This window comes from Pseudomonas sp. THAF187a (assembly GCF_009363395.1).
GTDB lineage: Bacteria > Pseudomonadota > Gammaproteobacteria > Pseudomonadales > Pseudomonadaceae > Aquipseudomonas > Aquipseudomonas khazarica.
Genome location: NZ_CP045349.1, coordinates 4,855,534 through 4,876,185 on the forward strand (window position 1 = coordinate 4,855,534; position 20,652 = coordinate 4,876,185).

Genomic DNA, 20,652 nt, shown 5'->3' on the forward strand with positions numbered 1-20,652 from the left:
AGGCGCAGACTGCGTGAAGCGGCGCTGATCGACAGAAAACAAGAAACGCCCCGCGCCATGAGGCCTGGGGCGTTTTTTTTGCCCGGCGGCGCGGGCATACTAGGCCTCAGCCTCAATCCACCTTCCGGTGCCGCCCCGCCCATGCTTCGCATTCTTGCCCTGATCCTGCTCAGCAGCCTGATCGCACCCGCCTTCGCCGATCAGCGCGCCGATACCCAGCGCCAGCTGGAAGCCGCGCGCCAGGATGTCGCCGAACTGAAGAAGATGCTGGAAAAACTGCAGCAGGAGAAATCCGGCGTCCAGCAGCAGTTGAAGAAGACCGAGACGGAGATGGGCGATCTGGAAAGCCAGGTCAAGGACCTGCAGCACGAGCTCAAGGACAGCGAGCAGGAAATCCAGCGCCTGGATCAGGAGAAAAAAAAACTCCAGAGCGCGCGCACTGAACAGCAGCGACTGATCGCCATCCAGGCGCGGGCCGCCTACCAGAGCGGGCGCCAGGAGTACGTCAAGCTGCTGCTCAACCAGCAGAACCCGGAAAAGTTCTCGCGCACCCTGACCTATTACGACTACCTCAGCCACGCCCGCCTCGAACAACTCTCGGCATTCAACGAGACCCTGCGCCAGCTGGCCAACGTCGAACAGGAAATCGCCAGCCACCAGGCTCAGCTGCAGACGCAGAAAGCCGGCCTGGATGAGCGCCACGCCAAGCTCGCCGACGTGCGCAAGCAGCGCCAGCAGGCGCTGGCCAAGCTCAACAGCGAGTTCGCCAACCGCGACCAGCGACTCAAGGCCCGCCAGCAGGAGCAGGCGGAGCTTGGCCGCGTGCTCAAGACCATCGAGGAAACCCTGGCGCGCCAGGCCCGCGAAGCGGAAGAGGCACGCAAGCGCGCCCTGGCCGCTCAGCAGACCCGGCCGAACAGCTCCGCCAGCGGCCCCGTGGTCACGTCCGGCGCCACCTACGGCGGCCCCTTTTCCAGCGCTCGCGGCAAACTGCCATGGCCCGTCGATGGCCGTTTGGTAGCACGCTACGGAACCCCACGCGGCGGCGACGCTCGTACTAAGTGGGACGGCGTGCTGATCGGCGCACCCGCCGGCAGCCAGGTACGTGCCGTGCATGGTGGCCGCGTGGTGTTCGCCGACTGGTTGCGTGGCGCCGGCCTGTTGGTCATTCTCGATCACGGCAATGGTTATCTGAGCCTGTACGGCCATAATCAGAGCCTGCTCAGGAATGCAGGGGACGTGGTCAAGGCCGGCGACCCCATCGCCACCGTTGGCAAGAGCGGTGGCCAGGAAACATCGGCGCTGTACTTCGCCATTCGCCAGAACGGTCGCCCGAGTGATCCGGCACAGTGGTGCCGCGCGCAGGGATAAGCGCTTCATCCATTTAGGAGTTGTCTTAATGTCTCATCGCTTTCGCCCCACCTGCCTGGCCCTGGCCCTTGGGCTGCTGCTCGGCGCTCCAGCCCTGCAGGCTGCCGAGCCTGCCCCCGCGCCGGCAGCGGCGGCGAGCAGCAAGGCGCCCCTGCCCCTGGATGAGCTGCGCACCTTCGCCGAGGTGATGGACCGCATCAAGGCCGCCTACGTCGAGCCGGTCAGCGACAAGACGCTGCTGGAGAACGCCATCAAGGGCATGCTCAGCAACCTCGACCCGCACTCGGCCTACCTCGAGCCCGAGGCATTCGCCGAGTTGCAGGAAAGCACCAGCGGCGAATTCGGCGGCCTGGGCATCGAGGTCGGCATGGAGGACGGCTTCGTCAAGGTGGTCTCGCCCATCGACGACACCCCGGCGTCCAAGGCCGGCATCGAGGCCGGCGACCTGATCGTCAAGATCGACGGCCAGCCGACCAAGGGCCTGTCGATGATGGAAGCGGTAGAGAAGATGCGCGGCAAGGCCGGCAGCAAGATCGAGCTGACCCTGGTACGCGACGGCGGCCGACCGTTCGAGCTGACCCTGACCCGCGCCGTGATCAAGGTACGCAGCGTGAAGAGCCAGATGCTCGAGGACGGCTACGGCTACCTGCGCATCTCGCAGTTCCAGGTCAACACCGGCGAGGAAGTCGGCAAGGCCCTGAACAAGCTGCGCAAGGAAAACGGCAACAAGAAGCTGCGCGGCCTGGTCATGGACCTGCGCAACAACCCCGGCGGCGTGCTGCAGGCGGCCGTGGAAGTGGCCGACCACTTCCTCAAGAGCGGGCTGATCGTCTACACCGAGGGCCGCCTGGCCAACTCCGAACTGCGCTTCAACGCCGATCCGGCCGATGCCAGCGAGGGCGTGCCGCTGGTGGTGCTGATCAACGGCGGCAGCGCCTCGGCATCGGAAATCGTCGCCGGCGCCCTGCAGGACCACAAGCGCGCCGTACTGATGGGCACCGACAGCTTCGGCAAGGGCTCGGTACAGACGGTGCTGCCGCTGAACAACGATCGCGCGCTGAAGCTCACCACCGCGCTGTACTTCACCCCGAACGGCCGCTCGATCCAGGCTCAGGGCATCATCCCGGACATCGAGGTGGCACGCGCCAAGCTCACCCGCGAGCAGGACAACGAGGGCGTCAAGGAAGCCGACCTGCAAGGCCACCTGGGCAACGGCAACGGTGGCGCGGACCGCCCGAGCCGGGGCGCACAGGCCGCACGCACGGACCGCCCGCAGGACCAGGACTACCAGCTGAGCCAGGCACTCAACCTGCTCAAGGGGCTGAGCGTCACCCGCGGCGACTGAAGCGGGTCGTGATGCAAGAACGCCGCAGTTTCGCGAGAAACTGCGGCGTTTTCATTGCTGCCGGAAACAGCGACCGCCAGGCGCAGGTAGCAGGCGGTGCGAACGACCGCCCGAGCCGGCCGGCTTACAGATAGCTGTTGGTGATATCGTCGATGAAGCCTTCGTTGCGCAGTTCGTCGAGCGCCTTCTGCAAGCGTTCGATGACCTCATCGGGCGTGTCCTTGTTCAGGGCCAGGTACAGCTCGGCATCGTTGAAGCGCAGCACGGTGTTGAGGCCGCTGACATCTTCCTGCTTGGCCAGGTAGCGGCCTACCGGATCGGTGGTGGCCCACAGGTCGATCTGCCCGCGCACCAGCTTCTTCACGTTCTCCTGATCACGCAGGGCGTTGATCGGCTGCAGGCCCTGGCTCTCCAGGTGCTGGCTGACCGCATCGTTCTTGTACGCGCCGACGCGGTACTTGGCGGCATCCTTGAGGCTCGACACCTTGATGTCGTTACCCGGCGCGGCGAGCAGTACCCAGCCGGTCTTGGCGATCGGGCCGACCCACTTGAACAGCGGCTGACGCTCGGCCGTGTAGGTGGTGGAGAACAGGCCGTAGTTGGGCTTGTCCAGGGTCAGGCGGTAGAGGCGGTCCCAGGGGAAGCGCAGGGTCAGGGTGTACTCGATGCCGGCGCGCTTGAACATCTCGCGCACGATGTCGGCGCTGATGCCGTCGATGCCGTCGTCACGGGCGAAGTTCTTGTCGTCCACCGCCATGTTGAAGGGCGGGAAATTCTCGGTCAGCAGCACCACCTTGTAATCCTGCGGGAGTTCCGCGTGCACGGAACCGCAAGCGAGAAACAGGGCGACAAACAGGCTTTTCTTCAGAGTTTTCAGCATAAGACGTACCGCTCGCATGATTTTTGGTTATGGCTAGCGGCATCCTTGCATGGGACCGAGCCCGGTCATTGGCACTCAGTGGCTCTGCCATCCATGGCGAGCGCCCGGCTCGTGGCCGGACGCATGTTCGGTGCTTACAGGTAACTGTTGAGAATGTCGTCGACGAAGCCTTCGGCGCGCATCTGATCCAGCGCAGCCTGCAGCTTGCTGACGATCTCGTCGGGAATATCCTTGTTCAGCGCCAGATACAGCTCGGCACTGTCGAAACGCAGGACAGTCCTCAGGCCGGAGATACCTTCCTGCTTGGCCAGGTAGCGCCCGGCGGGATCACCCGTGGCCCAGAGGTCGATCTGCCCGGCCATCAGCTTGCGAGCATTTTCCTGGTCACGCAACGAGGTGCTGTGCTCGACGCCCTTCTCGGTCAGGTACTCGGAGATGGCATCGCCCTTGTACGCACCGATGCGGTACTTCTTGGCCTGGTCCAGGCTGGTCAGGCTGATCGGGTTGTCGCCCTTGGCCAGCAGGACCCAATCGTCCGGGCCGATCGGCCCCACCCACTTGAACAGCTCCTCGCGCTCGGGCAGGCGGGCGGCGACGAACACACCGTAGCCCGGCTTTTCCAGCGCCAGGTTGTAGATCCGATCCCAGGGGAAGCGCAGCGTCAGGCTGTACTTGACGCCCGCACGCTTGAACATCTCCTTGATGATATCCACGGCGATACCGTCGATATTGTCTTCCTGAGCGAAGTTCTTGCCATTGATGGCCATGTTGTAGGGCGGGAAGTTCTCGGTCAGCAGAACCACGGTGTAGTCGGGGTCCACTTCGGCGCGCGCGGCGCCAGACAGCACCACAAGGGTGCCGGCCAGTGCGATCAGCAGGCGTTTGAGCATGGCGTTTCTCTTTCTGTGAATATGGCAGACTGCATCAGGATAACCGCCATGCCCTCCCCGGCCCAGCGATTACTGGCCGATTGCCTCAATAGCGCGCTTCGATGCTCTTCAGTGCACCTTCCGCACGCAGCGACTCCAATGCCTTCTGCAACTTCTGCACCAGCTCGTCCGACGTCTGCAGATTCAGCGCAAGGTAGAGGTCGACCGAGTTCAGGTGCTGAACCACCTTGAGGTTCTCGACGCCTTCCTGACGGGCGGTAAGCGGCCCGGCCTGGCTGGAAGCAATCCACAGATCGATCTGACCTTTGTCGAGCTTCCTGACGTTTTCCGCATCACGCAGCGCGGTCGTTACCTCCAGGCCCCTGTCCAGCAGGAACTGGGTCTTGGCATCGCCCTTGTAGCCCCCGATCCGATAACGCCGCGCGTCTTCGATGCTGGCCAGCTGGATCGGGCTATCGCCCTTGGCGAACAGCACCCAGTCGTACCTGGAGATGGGCCCAACCCATTTGAACAGCCCCTCACGCTCGGCGGTACGCGCGGTGGAAAAAACCCCGTAACCCGCATCGTCCAGTGTCTGCTGGTACACGCGCTGCCAAGGGAAGCGCAGGATCTGCTGGCACTCGACCTCGGCACGCTCGCATACCGCGCGCAGGATGTCGGAGCTGATACCCGTGATCCCGTCGTCACGGGCGTAGTTGGTGCCGGAGACCGACATGTTGAAGGGCGGCATGTTTTCCGTGAGCAGCACCAGCGGCTCGGCACGTGCAATGCTGAGACCACACGACAGGACGAAAATAGTCACGAATCGAAGAAGGAACATGAAGACTCCATGTCGAAGATGTTCGACAAAGGGCAACCCTCCACCAAGGGCAGAGAGTCAGGGTTTTAGAGATGATGATTAATGCTAGCTGGATCGCTGGCACTTTGCCGTCGACTCGCCCGCAGCTTTGCGCAGCGGGCAGGTCGAAGTGGCGGCAATCAGCGTACGACGATGCCGCGGCTGGCCAGATAGGCCTTGGCTTCCGGCACGGTGTACTCGCCGAAATGGAAGATGCTCGCGGCGAGCACGGCATCAGCCTTGCCTTCGAGGATGCCATCGGCCAGGTGCTGCAGGTTGCCGACACCGCCGGAGGCGATCACCGGCACGCGTACCGCTTCGCTGATGGCACGGGTCACGCCCAGGTCGTAACCGCTCTTCACGCCATCCTGGTCCATGCTGGTGAGGAGGATTTCCCCGGCGCCCAGCCCTTCCATCTTGCGCGCCCACTCCACGGCATCGAGGCCGGTCGGCTTGCGCCCGCCATGCGTGAAGATCTCCCAGCGCCCCGGCTCGCCCGGCGCCGATACACGCTTGGCGTCGATGGCGACGACGATGCACTGCGAACCGAAGCGCGCAGCCGCCTCACCGACGAACTCGGGGTTGAACACCGCGGCGGTGTTGATCGAGACCTTGTCGGCACCGGCATTGAGCAGGTTGCGGATGTCCTGCACGGTACGCACGCCACCGCCGACGGTCAGCGGAATGAAGACCTGGCTGGCCATGCGCTCGACGGTATGCAGCGTGGTATCGCGGTTGTCGACGCTGGCGGTGATGTCGAGAAAGGTGATCTCGTCGGCGCCCTGCTCGTCGTAGCGGCGAGCGATCTCCACCGGATCGCCGGCATCGCGGATGTTCTCGAACTTGACGCCCTTGACCACGCGGCCGTTGTCGACGTCGAGGCAGGGGATGATGCGTTTAGCCAGTGCCATACGGTGCTCCCGTAGGGTGGGTGCAACCCACCGATAAAGATTGCGTCAGTTGCGGCGGGTTTCACCCCGCCCTACGGTTCAGCCCTTGAAGCCGTCGCAGAAGCGCTGCGCCTCGGCCACGTCCAGGGTGCCTTCATAGATGGCACGCCCAGTGATAGCGCCGATGATGCCTGGCGAACGCGCCAGCAGCAGCTTCTCGATATCGCCGAGGTTGTGGATGCCGCCGGAGGCGATCACCGGGATCTTGCTGGCGGCAGCCAGTGCGGCAGTGGCTTCGACGTTGCAGCCCTGCATCATGCCGTCTTTGGCGATGTCGGTATAAACGATGGCGGACACGCCGTCTGCCTCGAAGCGCCTGGCCAGGTCGGTAGCCTGCACGCTGGAGACCTCGGCCCAGCCGTCGGTGGCGACGAAGCCGTCCTTGGCATCCAGGCCGACGATGACCTTGCCCGGGAAGGCCTTGCACGCTTCGCTGACGAACTCGGGCTCTTTGACTGCCTTGGTGCCGATGATCACGTAGCTGACGCCGGCGCGCACGTAGTGCTCGATGGTTTCCAGGGTACGGATGCCGCCGCCGATCTGGATCGGCAGATTGGGGTAGCGCTTGGCGATGGCGGTGACCACTTCGCCGTTGACCGGCTGACCTTCGAAGGCGCCGTTCAGGTCGACCAGGTGCAGACGGCGGCAGCCGCCCTCGACCCACTTGGCCGCCATGCTCACCGGGTCATCGGAGAACACCGTGGAGTCTTCCATGCGGCCCTGGCGCAGGCGCACGCAGGCGCCGTCCTTCAGATCGATAGCGGGGATAATCAGCATCGGTTGAACCTGCTCAAGTTTGAATTCGGTAAGGCGCTCAGTTCTTCTCGAGCGCCCAGAGGTCGCTCTCGATGCTCTCGAACCTGTCTTTCAGGTGCGCCTGCACATCGAGAATGGCCTTGTTGTAGTAGTGCGGTGCCAGCTCGCGGGTGATCAGGTCCAGCACTTCCTGAACCTCGAAGGTGCCCAGCTGCAGCTCGAAACGCTCATCGAGAAAACGCTGCAGCAGCAACAGCGCCGCCTGCTCCTGGGCAGGTTCGAGCGCCAGACTGGGAACCTTGGCCCGCGCCATTACCAGCGACCGTCCCAGGCGATGAAGTTCTGCAGCAACTGCAGGCCGTGGGTGTGGCTCTTCTCCGGGTGGAACTGCACGGCGAAGCGCGAACCCTCGGCCAGCGCGGCGGCGAAGTCCTTGCCATAGTGGCCACGGCCGACCACCTGCTGCGGCTTGCCGGCCTCGATGTAGTAGCTGTGCACGAAGTAGAAGCGCGCCTGGTCGGGAATGTCGTGCCACAGCGGATGCTTGACCGCCTGGCTGACTTCGTTCCAGCCCATGTGCGGCACCTTCAGGCGCTCGCCGTCTTCGGCCAGGTCCTTGCCGAAGAAACGCACCTGACCGGGGAACAGGCCGATGCAGTCCACACCGTCGTTCTCTTCGCTGCGTTCGAGCAGCGCCTGCATGCCGACGCAGATACCCAGGAACGGCCGGTCGGCGCTGACTTCACGCACCAGCGCATCGAAGCCCAGGCGTCTGATCTCGCCCATGCAATCGCGGATCGCCCCCACACCGGGGAACACCACGCGATCCGCCTCACGAATCACCTTGGCATCGCTGGTCACCAGTACGCGGCCAGCACCGACGTGTTCGAGCGCCTTGGCCACCGAGTGCAGGTTGCCCATGCCATAGTCGATTACGGCTACCGTCTGCATTTACAGGCAACCCTTGGTCGACGGCATCTGCCCGGCCATGCGCGGGTCCAGCTCGACGGCCATGCGCAGCGCGCGGCCGAAGGCCTTGAACACGGTCTCGATCTGGTGGTGGGTGTTGTGCCCACGCAGGTTGTCGATGTGCAGCGACACCAGCGCGTGGTTGACGAAGCCCTGGAAGAACTCCTGGAACAGGTCGACATCGAAGTTGCCGACCACCGCGCGGGTGAACGGCACGTGCATCTGCAGGCCGGGACGACCGGAGAAGTCGATCACCACGCGCGACAGCGCCTCGTCCAGCGGCACATAGGAATGGCCATAGCGGGTCATGCCCTTCTTGTCGCCGATGGCCTTGGTGAAGGCCTGGCCCAGGGTGATGCCGACGTCCTCGACGGTGTGGTGATCGTCGATGTGCAGATCGCCCTTGCACTCGATATCGAGGTCGATCAGACCATGACGGGCGATCTGGTCGAGCATGTGCTCGAGAAAAGGCACACCGATGTCGAAGCGCGCCTTGCCGGTGCCATCCAGGTTGATCGAGACCTTGACCTGGGTCTCGAGGGTGTTGCGCTCGACGAATGCCGTACGTTCGGCCATCACCAGCTCCACGAATTACCAACGGAAAAAGGCCGATATTATAGGCGTGCCGGGGGCGCAACGGCTACCGGCGATGGTCGGGCGGGTACAACCCGCAAACGAAAAAGCCCGCGCAGGTCGCAGACCGGCGCGGGCTTTTCGTTACCAGGACGGGTTACTGGAACAGCACGACCGTCTTCTGCAGGGTGATCCACACACCCCAGGCCAGCGGCACGCCGACCACCAGCCAGGCGAACACCGCCACCGGCTTGCTCGACGGATCAGCCGCCCACTCCAGCTCGCTCGCCGCCGGTGCCGACTTCTCGCCATGGGCGCGCTCGGCAGCCAGCTCGGCTTCGTTCATGAAGTACTTCGGCGCCACCGGACGCACCAGGGCGTTGCAGATGAAGCCCAGCACCAGCAGGCCGGAGAGGATATACAGGGTGATGTCGTAGGCTGCGGCCTTCTCCACACCGATGCTCAGCTGATACTCGCGCAGGTAGTTGACCAGCACCGGACCCAGCACGCCGGCCACGGCCCAGGCAGTCAGCAGGCGGCCATGGATGGCGCCGACGTTCTGCGTGCCGAACAGGTCGGCCAGGTAGGCCGGCACGGTGGCGAAGCCGCCGCCGTACATCGACAGGATCACGCAGAATGCCAGGACGAACAGCGCCAGACTGCCCAGGTGGCCGAGCATCGGCACCGAGGCGTAGAGCGCCAGCCCCAGGCCGAAGAACACGAAATAGGTGCCCTTGCGGCCGATGAAGTCCGAGCAGGATGCCCAGAAGAAGCGCCCACCGATGTTGAACAGGCTGAGCAGGCCGGTGAAACCCGCGGCGATGGCGGCGATCTCCGCCAGCTGCGCAGCGCTGAGTTCGTTGAAGGCCAGGTCGACACCGATCAGCCTGCCGGCGAAGACTTCCTGCAGCAGCGGCGAAGCCATGCCGATGATGCCGATGCCCGCCGAGACGTTCAGACACAGAACGGCCCAGACCAGCCAGAACTGCGGCGTTTTCCAGGCGGTATTAACGTGCACGTGACCCTTGGTGATCATGGCGTTGTTGGCCTTGGCCGCCGGAGCGGTCCAGCCAGCCGGTTTCCAGCCGGTCGGCGGTACGCGGTACGCCAGGGCGCCGCCCATCATGAAGACGAAGTAGATCGCCGCCATCACCACGAAGCTCTGCCAGACACCGACGCTGTCCGGCGTGGCGAAGTGGTTCATCAGCATCGCCGCCAGCGGCGCACCGACCATCGCACCACCGCCGAAGCCCATGATCGCCATGCCGGTGGCCATGCCGCGCTTGTCCGGGAACCACTTGATCAGGGTCGACACCGGAGAGATGTAGCCCAGCCCCAGGCCGATACCGCCGATGACCCCGGAGCCCAGCCACAACAGCCAGATCTGGTGGGTATAGATGCCCAGCGCGGAAATCAGCAGACCACCGCACCAGCACAGCGCGGACACGACGCCAGCCTTGCGCGGGCCGGCATGCTCCAGCCAGCCACCCCAGATGGCAGCCGAGCAACCGAGAAAGACGAAGAACAGGGTGTAGACCCAGCCGAGCATGGAGATCTGCCAGTCGCAGTTGCTGGCGAACACCTGCTCGAAGAAGCCCATGTCGGGCGCACAGGCCGTGGCAGCGGTGATGCCCACGGCCTTGGACAACGGCAGCCAGAAGACGGAGAAGCCGTAGGCCATCCCGATGCAGAGGTGGATGGCGAGGGCAGCAGGCGGAACCAGCCAGCGGTTGAAACCGGTTTTCGCGATGATGCGTTCCTTGGACAGAAATGCAGGCTTTGCCGCAACACCGTCCAATGCAAAGGCGTCAGTCATAGGGAGTTTCTCTTTTTATGTTGGCAAGCGAACCAAGGCAGGCGCGACAATGCACCGCAGCCAAAGTTTGCAGAGAGTAGCACCCAGGCGCGACAAATCGCCGCGCTGCTGAAGTTTTTTTAGCGTTTCACGCACTTTTCATGTGATTTCAGCAAAAAAGCAAAAGGCCGCATCTATCGACCGATAGATGGCGTCGATGCCCCTGCCGTTTCCGCCACGAACTCCAGGCCGATCACGCGACGACGACCTGGCCCACATGATCACCGGGAACCGCTTGCCGGGTTTTCGATCCAACACCCAGCCGAGCACCGCGACCCGCCCACTGCGAACGCCTCGCGACTGCACATGAGGCTATAATCGGCGACCGTCTGTTTCCCGCCATTCCAGCCATCGAAACCAAGGACCCCGCTCATGAAAGCGCTAGGCAAGATCCTGGGCCTTTTCTTTCTCGGCTTGCTACTGATCATAGTGGCGCTGCTGTTTGCCCTGACTCACCTGTTCGACCCCAACGACTACAAGGACGAGATTCGCCAGATCGCCCACGACAAGGCCAACCTCGACCTGCAACTCAAGGGTGACATCGGCTGGAGCCTGTTCCCCTGGCTGGGCCTGGAGCTGACCGACGCCACCCTGGCCAGCGCCGATACGCCGGACAAACCCTTCGCCGACCTGCGCCTGATCGGGCTCTCCGTGCGCGTGATGCCGCTGCTGCGCAAGGAAGTGCAGATGAGCGATATCCGCATCGACGGCCTCAACCTCAACCTGCAACGTGACGACAAGGGCCACGGCAACTGGGAAGGTGTCGGCCGCCCCGCCGAGACCACCGTGGCGCAGCAAGCGCCTGGCGAACCCGCCCCGAGCGAAGACACCCCCGCCGAGCAGCCTGGGGAAAAACCCGCTGGCCAACCGCTGAAGCTGGACATCGACAGCCTGAGCCTGAGCAATTCGCGCATCGACTACAGCGATGCACAGAAAGGCCAGCAGTTCACCCTGGAGAACATCGAACTGAAGACCGGCGCCATCCGTGAAGGCGCGAGCATTCCGCTCAAGCTCAGCGCCTTCTTCGGCACCAACCAACCGGTGCTGCGTGCGCGCAGCGAAGTGGAAGGCCAGCTGCGCTTCGACCGGGCCCTCAAGCGCTACCAGTTCGAAGACCTGAAGCTGGCCGGCGAAGTCTCGGGCGAACCGCTCAAGGGCAAGACCCTGAACTTCTCCGCACAAGGCCAGCTGCTGGTCGATCTGGCGGCCAACATCGCCGAATGGAACAGCCTGAAGCTCTCCGCCAACCAGCTGCGCGCCCTGGGCGAACTCAAGGCCCGCGAGCTGGACAAGGACGCCAAGCTGTCTGGCGGCCTGTCCATCGCGCCGCTCAACCTGCGCGAGTTCCTCGATGGCATCGGCGTGGAGCTGCCGAAGACCCGTGACGCCAACAGCCTCAACCAGTTCGAACTGGTCAGCCGCCTGAATGGTTCGAGCAACGGCATGATGCTCGAAGACCTCACCCTCAAGCTCGACGGCAGCACCTTCACCGGCAGCCTGGGCGTGGCCGACTTCGCCCGCCAGGCGCTGCGCGCCGACCTCAAGGGCGACACGCTCAACCTGGACGATTACCTGCCGCCGGAGACCAAGGACAAGGCCGCCGCAGCGCGCCAGGCCGAGGTCAAGGACAGCATCTCCAGCGCCGGCAAGGACGGCAGCACGCCACTGCCCAATGCGCCGACCCAGCAGGCCTGGAGCGACGACAAGGTCCTGCCGGTCGATCAGCTGCGCAAGCTCGACCTGCAGCTGGCCCTGAGCCTGGGGCAACTGACCTTCGACCAGCAACCCTTCACCGACGTGACCCTGAAAGCCAACGGTCGCGGCGGCCTGATCACCCTGCAGGACGTTCGCGGCAAGCTGCAGGGCGGCAGCTTCAGCGGCAATGGCCGCATCGACGTGCGCCAGGCCGACCCCATGCTCAGCGTGGAGAAACGCCTCAGCCGTATGCCCGTCGAACCCTTCCTGAAGAAGGACGGCCAGCCCGCGCCGATCCGTGGTCTGCTCGACCTCGACGCCAAGTTCAACACCCGTGGCAACAGCCAGAAGGCCTGGGTCGAAGCGCTCAACGGCACTGCCAGCTTCGTGCTCAACGATGGCGTGCTGGTCGATGCCAACCTCGAGCAGCAGCTCTGCCGTGGCATAGCCACCCTCAACCGCAAGGCCATGAGCAACCCGCCGACCGGCAAGGACACCCCCTTCCGCGAGCTCAAGGGCAGCCTGAGCGTGCGTAACGGCGTAGCGCACAACCCGGACATGAAGGCGCAGATCCCGGGCCTGGCGGTAAGCGGCAAGGGCGACCTCGACCTGCGCGTGCTCGGCATCGACTACCAGGTCGGCATCACCATCGAAGGCGACCAGCGCGAGATGCCCGACCCGGCCTGCCAGGTCAACGAACGCTATGTCGGCATCGAATGGCCGCTGCGCTGCCGTGGCCCGCTGGAGCTTGGCGCCAAGGCCTGTCGCCTCGACCAGGACGGCCTCGGCAAGATCGCTGCGCGCCTGGCCGGCAACAAGCTGACCGAGAAGCTCGAGGAGAAACTCGGCGACAAGGTCAGCCCGGAGCTGAAAGACGCACTCAAGGGCCTGTTCAACCGATGAGCCCCGAGCAGTTCAACGGCGCCGTGCTGGCCTGGTACGACCAGCACGGACGCAAGGACCTGCCCTGGCAGCAGGGCATCACGCCCTACCGTGTCTGGGTGTCGGAAATCATGCTGCAGCAGACCCAGGTCAGCACCGTGCTCGGCTACTTCGACCGCTTCATGGCCGCCCTGCCGACCGTGAAGGACCTGGCCGAGGCGGCGGAAGACGAAGTGCTGCACCTGTGGACCGGCCTGGGCTACTACACCCGTGCGCGCAACCTGCAGAAGACCGCGCAGATCATCATGCGCGAGCATGGCGGCGAGTTTCCGCGCAGCGTCGACGCCCTCAGCGAACTGCCCGGCATCGGCCGCTCCACCGCCGGCGCCATCGCCAGCCTGAGCATGGGCCTGCGCGCGCCGATCCTCGACGGCAACGTCAAACGGGTACTGGCACGCTACGTGGCGCAGGAGGGCTACCCCGGTGAGCCGAAGGTGGCCAGGCAACTGTGGGACGTGGCCGAGCGCCTGACCCCGCACGAGCGCGTCAACCATTACACCCAGGCCATGATGGACCTCGGCGCCACCCTGTGCACCCGCAGCAAGCCGACCTGCCTGCTGTGCCCGGTGCGCAGCGGCTGCCAGGCGCACCTGCTCGGCCTGGAAATCCGCTACCCGGTGGCCAAGCCGCGCAAGGCCCTGCCGCAGAAACGCACCCTGATGCCACTGCTGGTCAACGCTGACGGCGACATCCTGCTCTACCGCCGGCCGTCGACGGGGCTGTGGGGCGGGCTGTGGAGCCTGCCGGAGCTGGACGATCTCGAGCAGCTCGGCGCGCTCGGCCAGCAGCGCCAGCTCGACCTCGGCACACGCCGTGAACTGGAAGGCCTGACCCACACCTTCAGCCACTTCCAGCTGGCGATCGAACCCTGGCTGGTGCGGGTGACCGAGCAGCCGAGCCGCGTGGCCGAGGACGACTGGCTCTGGTATAACCTCGCCACCCCGCCGCGCCTGGGCCTTGCCGCCCCGGTGAAGAAGCTGCTGAAACGCGCGGCGCAAGCCATTACCGCTGGAGAACCGACATGACCCGCACCGTGCTGTGCCGCAAATACAAACAGGAACTGCCCGGCCTGGATCGCGCGCCCTACCCCGGCGCCAAAGGCGAAGACATCTTCAACAACGTCTCCAGGCAGGCCTGGGACGAGTGGCAGAAGCACCAGACCATGCTGATCAACGAGCGTCGCCTGAACATGATGAACGCCGAGGATCGCAAGTTCCTCCAGGCCGAGATGGACAAGTTCCTCTCCGGCGAGGAATACGCCCAAGCCGAAGGCTACGTGCCGCCCAGCGAATAAGCATGCTGAAGGGAGGGGCTTTGGCCACGGCAACCTTCGCACGTTGCCCACGCGCGACCCGGCCGGCCCTCCCCGCTTTTCTCGCTCACGAACCTAAGCGCCCGAAATATTTAAATATTTTTCCAACTCGCGCTTGACACTGATCCTGCAAATCCGTCTAATAGCGCCCCGTTGGCCCAGGTAGCTCAGTTGGTAGAGCAGGGGATTGAAAATCCCCGTGTCGGCGGTTCGATTCCGTCCCTGGGCACCACTGATACATGACAAAGAGCCTCAGCCACGTGCTGGGGCTTTTTGCTTTCTGCCTCCCGCAAATTTCTCGTGCCATTGTTTCGCCTGCGCGACAAGCAACTGTAACCAGGCGACACCTGCGACCCGGCAACCTGCTATCGCCCGGCAAACGGCTTGGCGGTCACGGAAACGCTATGCTAGCTTGGCCGCCAGCCAGGATGGCCCGCCGTACGCCGGAGCGCATTCGAAGAAGAAGAGGATCACACCCCATGGCCGAGGCGACGCCCGCGCTGGAAATCCGCAACCTGCACAAACGCTACGGCGATCTCGAAGTGCTCAAGGGCATTTCCCTGACGGCCAGGGACGGTGACGTCATCTCCATCCTCGGTTCTTCCGGCTCCGGCAAGTCCACCTTCCTGCGTTGCATCAACCTGCTAGAAAACCCGCACGAGGGTCAGATCTTCGTCGCTGGCGAGGAGCTCAAGCTCAAGGCCGCGAAGAACGGCGACCTGATCGCCGCCGACAACAAGCAGATCAACCGCCTGCGCAGCGAGATCGGCTTCGTCTTCCAGAATTTCAATCTGTGGCCGCACATGAGCGTGCTCGACAACATCATCGAGGCACCGCGCCGCGTACTGGGCCAGAGCAAGGCCGAAGCCACCGAGGTGGCCGAGGCGCTGCTGGCCAAGGTCGGCATCGCCGACAAGCGTCATGTCTATCCCAACCAGCTTTCCGGCGGCCAGCAGCAGCGTGCAGCCATCGCCCGCACCCTGGCCATGCAACCGAAGGTGATCCTCTTCGATGAACCGACTTCGGCCCTCGACCCGGAGATGGTACAAGAAGTGCTTAATGTGATTCGCGCGCTTGCCGACGAGGGTCGCACCATGCTGCTGGTTACCCACGAAATGAGTTTCGCTCGCCAGGTGTCCAGCGAGGTGGTGTTCCTCCACCAGGGCCTGGTCGAGGAGCAGGGGCCACCCGCCCAGGTGTTCGAAAACCCGCAATCGGCACGCTGTAAACAATTCATGTCCAGCAATCGCTAACACGGAGCAACATGCATGCAGAACTATAAGAAGATCCTGCTGGCCGCGGCCGCCACTCTGGCCTTCGGCACCAGCGCTGTCGCCGCTGACAAACTGAAACTCGGCACCGAAGGCGCCTACCCGCCCTTCAACCTGATCGACGCCAGCGGCAAGGTCACCGGCTTCGACGTGGAAATCGGCCAGGCACTGTGCGCCAAGATGAAAGCCGAGTGCGAAGTGGTTACCTCCGACTGGGACGGCATCATCCCGGCCCTGAACGCCAAGAAGTTCGACTTCCTGATCGCCTCCATGTCGATCACCGACGAGCGCAAGCAGGCCGTCGACTTCACCGATGCGTACTACACCAACAAGCTGCAGTTCATCGCACCCAAGTCCGCCGACTTCAAGACCGACGAAGCCAGCCTCAAGGGCAAGGTGATTGGTGCCCAGCGCGCCACCATCGCCGGCACCTGGCTGGAAGACAACCTCGGCAAGGTCGTCGACATCAAGCTGTATGACACCCAGGAAAACGCCTACCTCGACCTGGCCTCCGGCCGTCTCGATGGCGTGCTGGCCGACACCTTCGTCAACTGGGAATGGCTCAAGAGCGATGCCGGCAAGGACTTCGAGTTCAAGGGCGACCCGGTATTCGACAACGACAAGATCGGCATCGCCGTGCGCAAGGGCGACCCGCTGCGCGAGAAGCTGAACACCGCTCTGCAAGCCATCATCGAAGACGGCACCTACAAGCAGATCAACGACAAGTACTTCCCGTTCAGCATCTATTGATGACCTGAAGGCATTGCGCCGCCCACGCGGCGGCGCAACTGCCCGAGCCCTCCGATGATTTTCGAACTCCACGGATTCGGCCCCGCCCTGGCCGCCGGCACCCTGATGACCGTCAAACTGGCGCTGTCCGCGCTGTCGGTCGGTCTGGTGCTGGGCCTGCTGGGTGCGCTGGCCAAGACTTCGCCGTACAAGCCGCTGCAGTGGCTCGGCGGCAGCTATTCCACCATCGTGCGCGGCGTGCCCGAGCTGCTCTGGGTGCTGCTGATCTATTTCGGCACCGTCGGCCTGATGCGCAGCCTGGCCGACCTGCTTGGCGTCGAGAGCCTCGAGCTTTCCGCCTTCGCTGCGGGCACCATCGCCCTCGGCCTGTGTTTTGGTGCCTATGCCACCGAAGTGTTCCGCGGCGCCATCCTCGCCATTCCCAAAGGCCACCGCGAAGCGGGCCAGGCACTGGGCATGTCCAGCGGGCGGATTCTCTGGAAGCTGGTCCTGCCGCAGATGTGGCGCATCGCCCTGCCCGGCCTGGGCAACCTGTTCATGATCCTGATGAAGGACACCGCACTGGTCTCGGTGATCGGCCTGGAAGAGATCATGCGCCGCTCGCAGATCGCCGTGACCGCGAGCAAGGAGCCCTTCACCTTCTATATGGTCGCCGCCTTCATCTATCTGGGCCTGACCGTTCTCGCCATGATCGGCCTGCATTTCCTCGAGAAGCGCGCTAGCCGTGGCTTCGTCCGGAGCGCCTCATGAACTGGGAAGTCATCATCAAATGGCTGCCGCGCCTGTCCGAAGGCGCGCTGCTGACACTCGAACTGGTGGCCATTGCCGTCGTGGCCGGCCTGATCGTCGCATTGCCCATGGGCATCGCCCGCGCGTCCAAGCACTGGTACGTACGCGCCCTGCCCTACGGCTACATCTTCTTCTTCCGTGGCACGCCGCTGCTGGTGCAGCTGTTTCTGGTCTACTACGGCCTGGCGCAGTTCGATGCCGTGCGCCATGGCCCGCTGTGGCCCTACCTGCGTGACCCCTACTGGTGCGCAATCATCACCATGACCCTGCATACCGCGGCCTACATTGCCGAGATCCTGCGCGGCGCCATCCAGGCCGTGCCGCAGGGCGAGGTCGAGGCCGCCCGCGCACTGGGCATGTCACGGGCGCAGGCGATGTTCTACATCATCCTGCCGCGCGCCGCGCGCATCGGCTTGCCGGCCTACAGCAACGAAGTGATCCTGATGCTCAAGGCCAGCGCCCTGGCCAGCACCGTCACCCTGCTGGAACTGACCGGCATGGCGCGCACCATCATTGCCCGCACCTACCTGCCGGTCGAGATCTTCTTCGCGGCCGGCCTGTTCTACCTGGCCATCGCCTTTGTTCTGGTAAGGGCCTTCCGCCTGCTGGAACGCTGGCTGCGCGTCGACGCCTGCCAGGGTCGCTGAGCCATTCGGGCCGTCCCTTGCGGACGGCCCCTCGCCCGTCACGAGCATCATGTCAGAGCCTTTCCTCACCTCCGGCGATCTGCTCATCCGCTTCCAGGCGCTGGACGGCTTCCTCCTGCAGCACCAGGGCCTGTGGCGCCCCAGGCCGTTTCATCACCTGCAACTGCCCTGGGAGAGCCAGCTCCCCGAGCTCGCCAACTGGTTGCGCGGCCGCTCGCTGGAGCAGGCAGAGGCCGCCGACCACGCCCCCTACCAACTCGCAGCACCCGCGCCCTTCGCCGAGCTGGCACGCCAGGCGCACGAGCTGAGCGCCCTGGGCGAACTGCCGAACGCGGCCGGCACACAGCGCTCGCACGCGTTCGGCGTCGATGTCCCCGGGCGCAAGATGGCGCAGATCCAGGCCTTCGCCAGCCACCTGTCGTTCGGCCTGCGCCCGCGCCACTGGCTCGACTGGTGCTCGGGCAAGGGCCATCTCGGTCGCTGGCTGACCCAGGACGAGCAACGACTGACGTGCCTGGAGTACGACCCGGCGCTGGTGCAGGCCGGCGACCTGCTCAGCCGCCGCCTGGGCGTGCAGGCGGCGCATCTGCATCAGGATGTGCTCGGCGACGACGTCGCCGAGCGACTCAATGCCGGGCAGACGCTCGTCGCCCTGCATGCCTGCGGCGACCTCCACGTACGCCTGCTGCAACTGGCCAAGCAGAAAGGCTGTACACAGCTGGCGGTCGCGCCCTGCTGCTACAACCGCATTGCCGCCCCGCACTACCAGGCCCTGTCGCAGGTGGCGCAGGCATCGGCGCTGCGCCTGTCACGTGACGACCTCGGCCTGCCGCTCAGCGAAACCGTGACGGCGGGAGCGCGCGTACGTCGCCAGCGCAACCAGTCGATGGCCTGGCGCCTGGCCTTCGACCTGCTGCAACGCCAGCTCAGGGGCGTCGACGAGTACCTGCCGACCCCCTCGCTGCCCAGTAAGTGGTTCAGCAAGCCGTTCGCCAGCTTCTGCCAGGACCTGGCCGCACTGCGTGAGGTACCCGCTCCCGGCGAGCAGGACTGGCAGGCACTGGAGGCCCGCGGCTGGCAACGCCTGGCCGAGGTGCGCAACCTCGAACTGCTGCGCAACCTGTTCCGTCGCCCGCTGGAGCTCTGGCTGCTGCTCGATCGCGCCCTGTACCTGCAGGAGCAGGGCTATGACGTGAAGCTGGGCAGCTTCTGCGACTACCAGCTGACCCCACGCAACCTGCTGCTGGTCGCCGAGCGCGCCCGAGTTGCACACAGAAGCTGTGGATAACTCTGTTGATGCTTTCTGGGCAAAAGCACCCAGCACCCGAGGGAATTGCCCTGCGGACATCTGGCTATTTTTCGACCACAAAAATAAGTTACAGAAAAACAAAGACTTGCGAAAAAACCGTGACGAAGCGCACAGCAGCGGTGCGTACTGCTCGGCGATGCCTTCTCTTTGTGCATAAAAGAACCGCTGCTGATAGCCAGGCCCGTAAACATGCGGCTTGAAGGTGGCTTTACTCGTGCCGACGAATGGATATAATGGCGCCCCCACTAAGCCGGTATAGCTCAGCTGGTAGAGCAACTGACTTGTAATCAGTAGGTCCCGGGTTCGACTCCTGGTGCCGGCACCATTTAGTATCAAAGGCCTGCTCTCATGCAGGCCTTTTTTGTTTTACAGCGACCAGTCTTCTATAGCGGCTTCGGCTCCACATGCAGCTGGCAGGAGCCACTGCAAGAGTATGAGGTAGATGTATGCGCATCCTGATCACCGGCGGTGCCGGTTTCATCGGCTCGGCCCTGATTCGCCACCTGATCCGGCAGACTGATCACGAGGTGCTCAACCTCGACAAGCTGACCTATGCCGGCAACCTGGAGTCGCTGGAGACAGTCGCCGTCAGCCCGCGCTACCGTTTCGTGCAGGCGGACATCGCCGATAGCGAACAGGTCGCCGCGACGCTGGCCGAATTCCAGCCGGATGCGGTGATGCACCTGGCCGCGGAATCGCATGTCGACCGCTCCATCGACGGCCCCGCCGCATTCATCCAGACCAACATCGTCGGCACCTACAGCCTGCTGGAAAGTGTCCGCAGCTACTGGCTCGGGCTCGCTGCCGAACGCCAGGCCGCTTTCCGCTTCCACCACATCTCCACCGACGAGGTGTACGGCGACCTGCACGGCGTCGACGACCTGTTCAGCGAGACCACGCCCTACGCACCCAGCTCCCCGTACTCGGCCAGCAAGGCGGCGTCCGACCACCTGGTGCGCGCCTGGCTGCGCACCTATGGCCTGCCGGTGCTGATCACCAACTGCTCGAACAACTACGGCCCGTACCACTTCCCCGAGAAGCTCATCCCGCTGATGATCCTCAACGCCCTGGCCGGCAAGCCACTGCCGGTCTACGGGAATGGCCAGCAGGTGCGCGACTGGCTCTATGTCGAAGACCACGCCCGCGCGCTGCTCAAGGTGGTCAGCGAGGGTCAGGTGGGCGAGACCTACAACATTGGCGGACACAACGAGCAGAAGAATCTCGACGTGGTGCATGCCATCTGCGCGCTGCTGGAAGAACTGGCACCGCAGAAACCGGCCGGCATTGCCCGCTACGAGGAGCTGATCACCTACGTGCAGGATCGCCCCGGTCATGACCTGCGCTACGCCATCGACGCCAGCAAGATCGAGCGCGAGCTGGGTTGGGTACCAGAGGAAACCTTCGCCAGCGGCCTGCGCAAGACGGTGCAGTGGTACCTGGACAACCTCGACTGGTGCCGCCGCGTGCAGGATGGCAGCTATCAGGGCCAGCGGCTCGGCGCACTTTAAGG

General features: G+C 64.2%; 20 protein-coding genes and 2 tRNA genes. 13 read left to right on the forward strand and 9 right to left on the reverse strand.

What is annotated here, in order from left to right; translation table 11 throughout:
• Positions 1-141: 141 nt before the first annotated feature.
• A complete protein-coding gene (locus FIV02_RS22700) occupies positions 142-1,371 on the forward strand; it encodes a murein hydrolase activator EnvC (protein ID WP_152489861.1) in 1,230 nt (409 codons plus the stop codon).
• A gap of 28 nt (positions 1,372-1,399) precedes the next feature.
• A complete protein-coding gene (locus FIV02_RS22705; protein ID WP_134676370.1) occupies positions 1,400-2,716 on the forward strand; it encodes a S41 family peptidase in 1,317 nt (438 codons plus the stop codon).
• Between the two features lie 124 nt (positions 2,717-2,840).
• Here the strand turns inward: FIV02_RS22705 and FIV02_RS22710 are convergent, their stop codons facing one another.
• The 9 genes from FIV02_RS22710 to FIV02_RS22750 form a co-directional block, all read right to left on the reverse strand.
• Positions 2,841-3,596 carry an ABC transporter substrate-binding protein gene (locus FIV02_RS22710; protein WP_037055293.1) on the reverse strand — a complete coding sequence of 252 codons (756 nt, stop codon included), beginning with the start codon at positions 3,594-3,596 and terminating at the stop codon, positions 2,841-2,843.
• Between the two features lie 134 nt (positions 3,597-3,730).
• Positions 3,731-4,486 carry an ABC transporter substrate-binding protein gene (locus FIV02_RS22715; protein ID WP_152489862.1) on the reverse strand — a complete coding sequence of 252 codons (756 nt, stop codon included), beginning with the start codon at positions 4,484-4,486 and terminating at the stop codon, positions 3,731-3,733.
• An 85-nt stretch (positions 4,487-4,571) separates the two neighbouring features.
• Positions 4,572-5,306, reverse strand: coding sequence for an ABC transporter substrate-binding protein (locus FIV02_RS22720; protein ID WP_152489863.1), 735 nt, complete (start codon positions 5,304-5,306; stop codon positions 4,572-4,574).
• A 158-nt stretch (positions 5,307-5,464) separates the two neighbouring features.
• On the reverse strand, positions 5,465-6,235 hold the full coding sequence (gene hisF, locus FIV02_RS22725) for an imidazole glycerol phosphate synthase subunit HisF (RefSeq protein WP_037055302.1): 771 nt from the start codon (positions 6,233-6,235) through the stop codon (positions 5,465-5,467).
• A 78-nt stretch (positions 6,236-6,313) separates the two neighbouring features.
• On the reverse strand, positions 6,314-7,051 hold the full coding sequence (hisA, locus tag FIV02_RS22730; RefSeq protein WP_037055305.1) for a 1-(5-phosphoribosyl)-5-[(5-phosphoribosylamino)methylideneamino]imidazole-4-carboxamide isomerase: 738 nt from the start codon (positions 7,049-7,051) through the stop codon (positions 6,314-6,316).
• 37 nt (positions 7,052-7,088) lie between these two features.
• Positions 7,089-7,343: a DUF2164 domain-containing protein gene (locus FIV02_RS22735; protein ID WP_037055307.1), complete on the reverse strand. Its 255-nt coding sequence runs from the start codon at positions 7,341-7,343 to the stop codon at positions 7,089-7,091.
• On the reverse strand, positions 7,343-7,981 hold the full coding sequence (gene hisH / locus FIV02_RS22740) for an imidazole glycerol phosphate synthase subunit HisH (protein ID WP_037055309.1): 639 nt from the start codon (positions 7,979-7,981) through the stop codon (positions 7,343-7,345). The genes FIV02_RS22735 and hisH overlap by 1 nt, the downstream gene beginning before the upstream one ends.
• Complete coding sequence (hisB, locus tag FIV02_RS22745) at positions 7,982-8,575, reverse strand: imidazoleglycerol-phosphate dehydratase HisB (RefSeq protein WP_017675949.1); 594 nt, start codon at positions 8,573-8,575, stop codon at positions 7,982-7,984.
• Positions 8,576-8,729: 154 nt separating this feature from the next.
• On the reverse strand, positions 8,730-10,388 hold the full coding sequence (locus tag FIV02_RS22750; RefSeq protein WP_037055312.1) for an OFA family MFS transporter: 1,659 nt from the start codon (positions 10,386-10,388) through the stop codon (positions 8,730-8,732).
• Between the two features lie 411 nt (positions 10,389-10,799).
• Between FIV02_RS22750 and FIV02_RS22755 the strand changes: the two genes are divergently transcribed.
• The 11 genes from FIV02_RS22755 to rfbB all read left to right on the forward strand — a co-directional run bounded on the left by FIV02_RS22755 (position 10,800) and on the right by rfbB (position 20,650).
• The gene (locus FIV02_RS22755) at positions 10,800-13,025 is read left to right on the forward strand and encodes an AsmA family protein (RefSeq protein ID WP_152489864.1); all 2,226 of its coding nucleotides are present in this window, start codon (positions 10,800-10,802) and stop codon (positions 13,023-13,025) included.
• Positions 13,022-14,089 (forward strand): A/G-specific adenine glycosylase, encoded by a 1,068-nt coding sequence (gene mutY, locus FIV02_RS22760; RefSeq protein WP_134676366.1) that lies wholly within the window; start codon positions 13,022-13,024, stop codon positions 14,087-14,089. Before FIV02_RS22755 ends, mutY begins: the two co-directional genes overlap by 4 nt.
• A complete protein-coding gene (locus FIV02_RS22765; RefSeq protein WP_037055319.1) occupies positions 14,086-14,358 on the forward strand; it encodes an oxidative damage protection protein in 273 nt (90 codons plus the stop codon). The genes mutY and FIV02_RS22765 overlap by 4 nt, the downstream gene beginning before the upstream one ends.
• Before the next feature lie 174 nt (positions 14,359-14,532).
• Positions 14,533-14,608 (forward strand) — tRNA-Phe (locus tag FIV02_RS22770).
• A gap of 247 nt (positions 14,609-14,855) precedes the next feature.
• On the forward strand, positions 14,856-15,629 hold the full coding sequence (locus FIV02_RS22775; RefSeq protein WP_037055322.1) for an ABC transporter ATP-binding protein: 774 nt from the start codon (positions 14,856-14,858) through the stop codon (positions 15,627-15,629).
• 15 nt (positions 15,630-15,644) lie between these two features.
• Positions 15,645-16,397, forward strand: coding sequence for an ABC transporter substrate-binding protein (locus tag FIV02_RS22780; protein WP_047586557.1), 753 nt, complete (start codon positions 15,645-15,647; stop codon positions 16,395-16,397).
• A gap of 54 nt (positions 16,398-16,451) precedes the next feature.
• Complete coding sequence (locus FIV02_RS22785; protein WP_134676365.1) at positions 16,452-17,147, forward strand: ABC transporter permease; 696 nt, start codon at positions 16,452-16,454, stop codon at positions 17,145-17,147.
• On the forward strand, positions 17,144-17,833 hold the full coding sequence (locus FIV02_RS22790; protein ID WP_047586493.1) for an ABC transporter permease: 690 nt from the start codon (positions 17,144-17,146) through the stop codon (positions 17,831-17,833). The genes FIV02_RS22785 and FIV02_RS22790 overlap by 4 nt, the downstream gene beginning before the upstream one ends.
• A gap of 49 nt (positions 17,834-17,882) precedes the next feature.
• Positions 17,883-19,121: a methyltransferase gene (locus FIV02_RS22795; protein WP_152489865.1), complete on the forward strand. Its 1,239-nt coding sequence runs from the start codon at positions 17,883-17,885 to the stop codon at positions 19,119-19,121.
• A gap of 270 nt (positions 19,122-19,391) precedes the next feature.
• A tRNA-Thr gene (locus FIV02_RS22800) sits at positions 19,392-19,467 on the forward strand.
• Between the two features lie 121 nt (positions 19,468-19,588).
• Complete coding sequence (gene rfbB, locus FIV02_RS22805) at positions 19,589-20,650, forward strand: dTDP-glucose 4,6-dehydratase (RefSeq protein ID WP_152489866.1); 1,062 nt, start codon at positions 19,589-19,591, stop codon at positions 20,648-20,650.
• Positions 20,651-20,652: the final 2 nt, after the last annotated feature.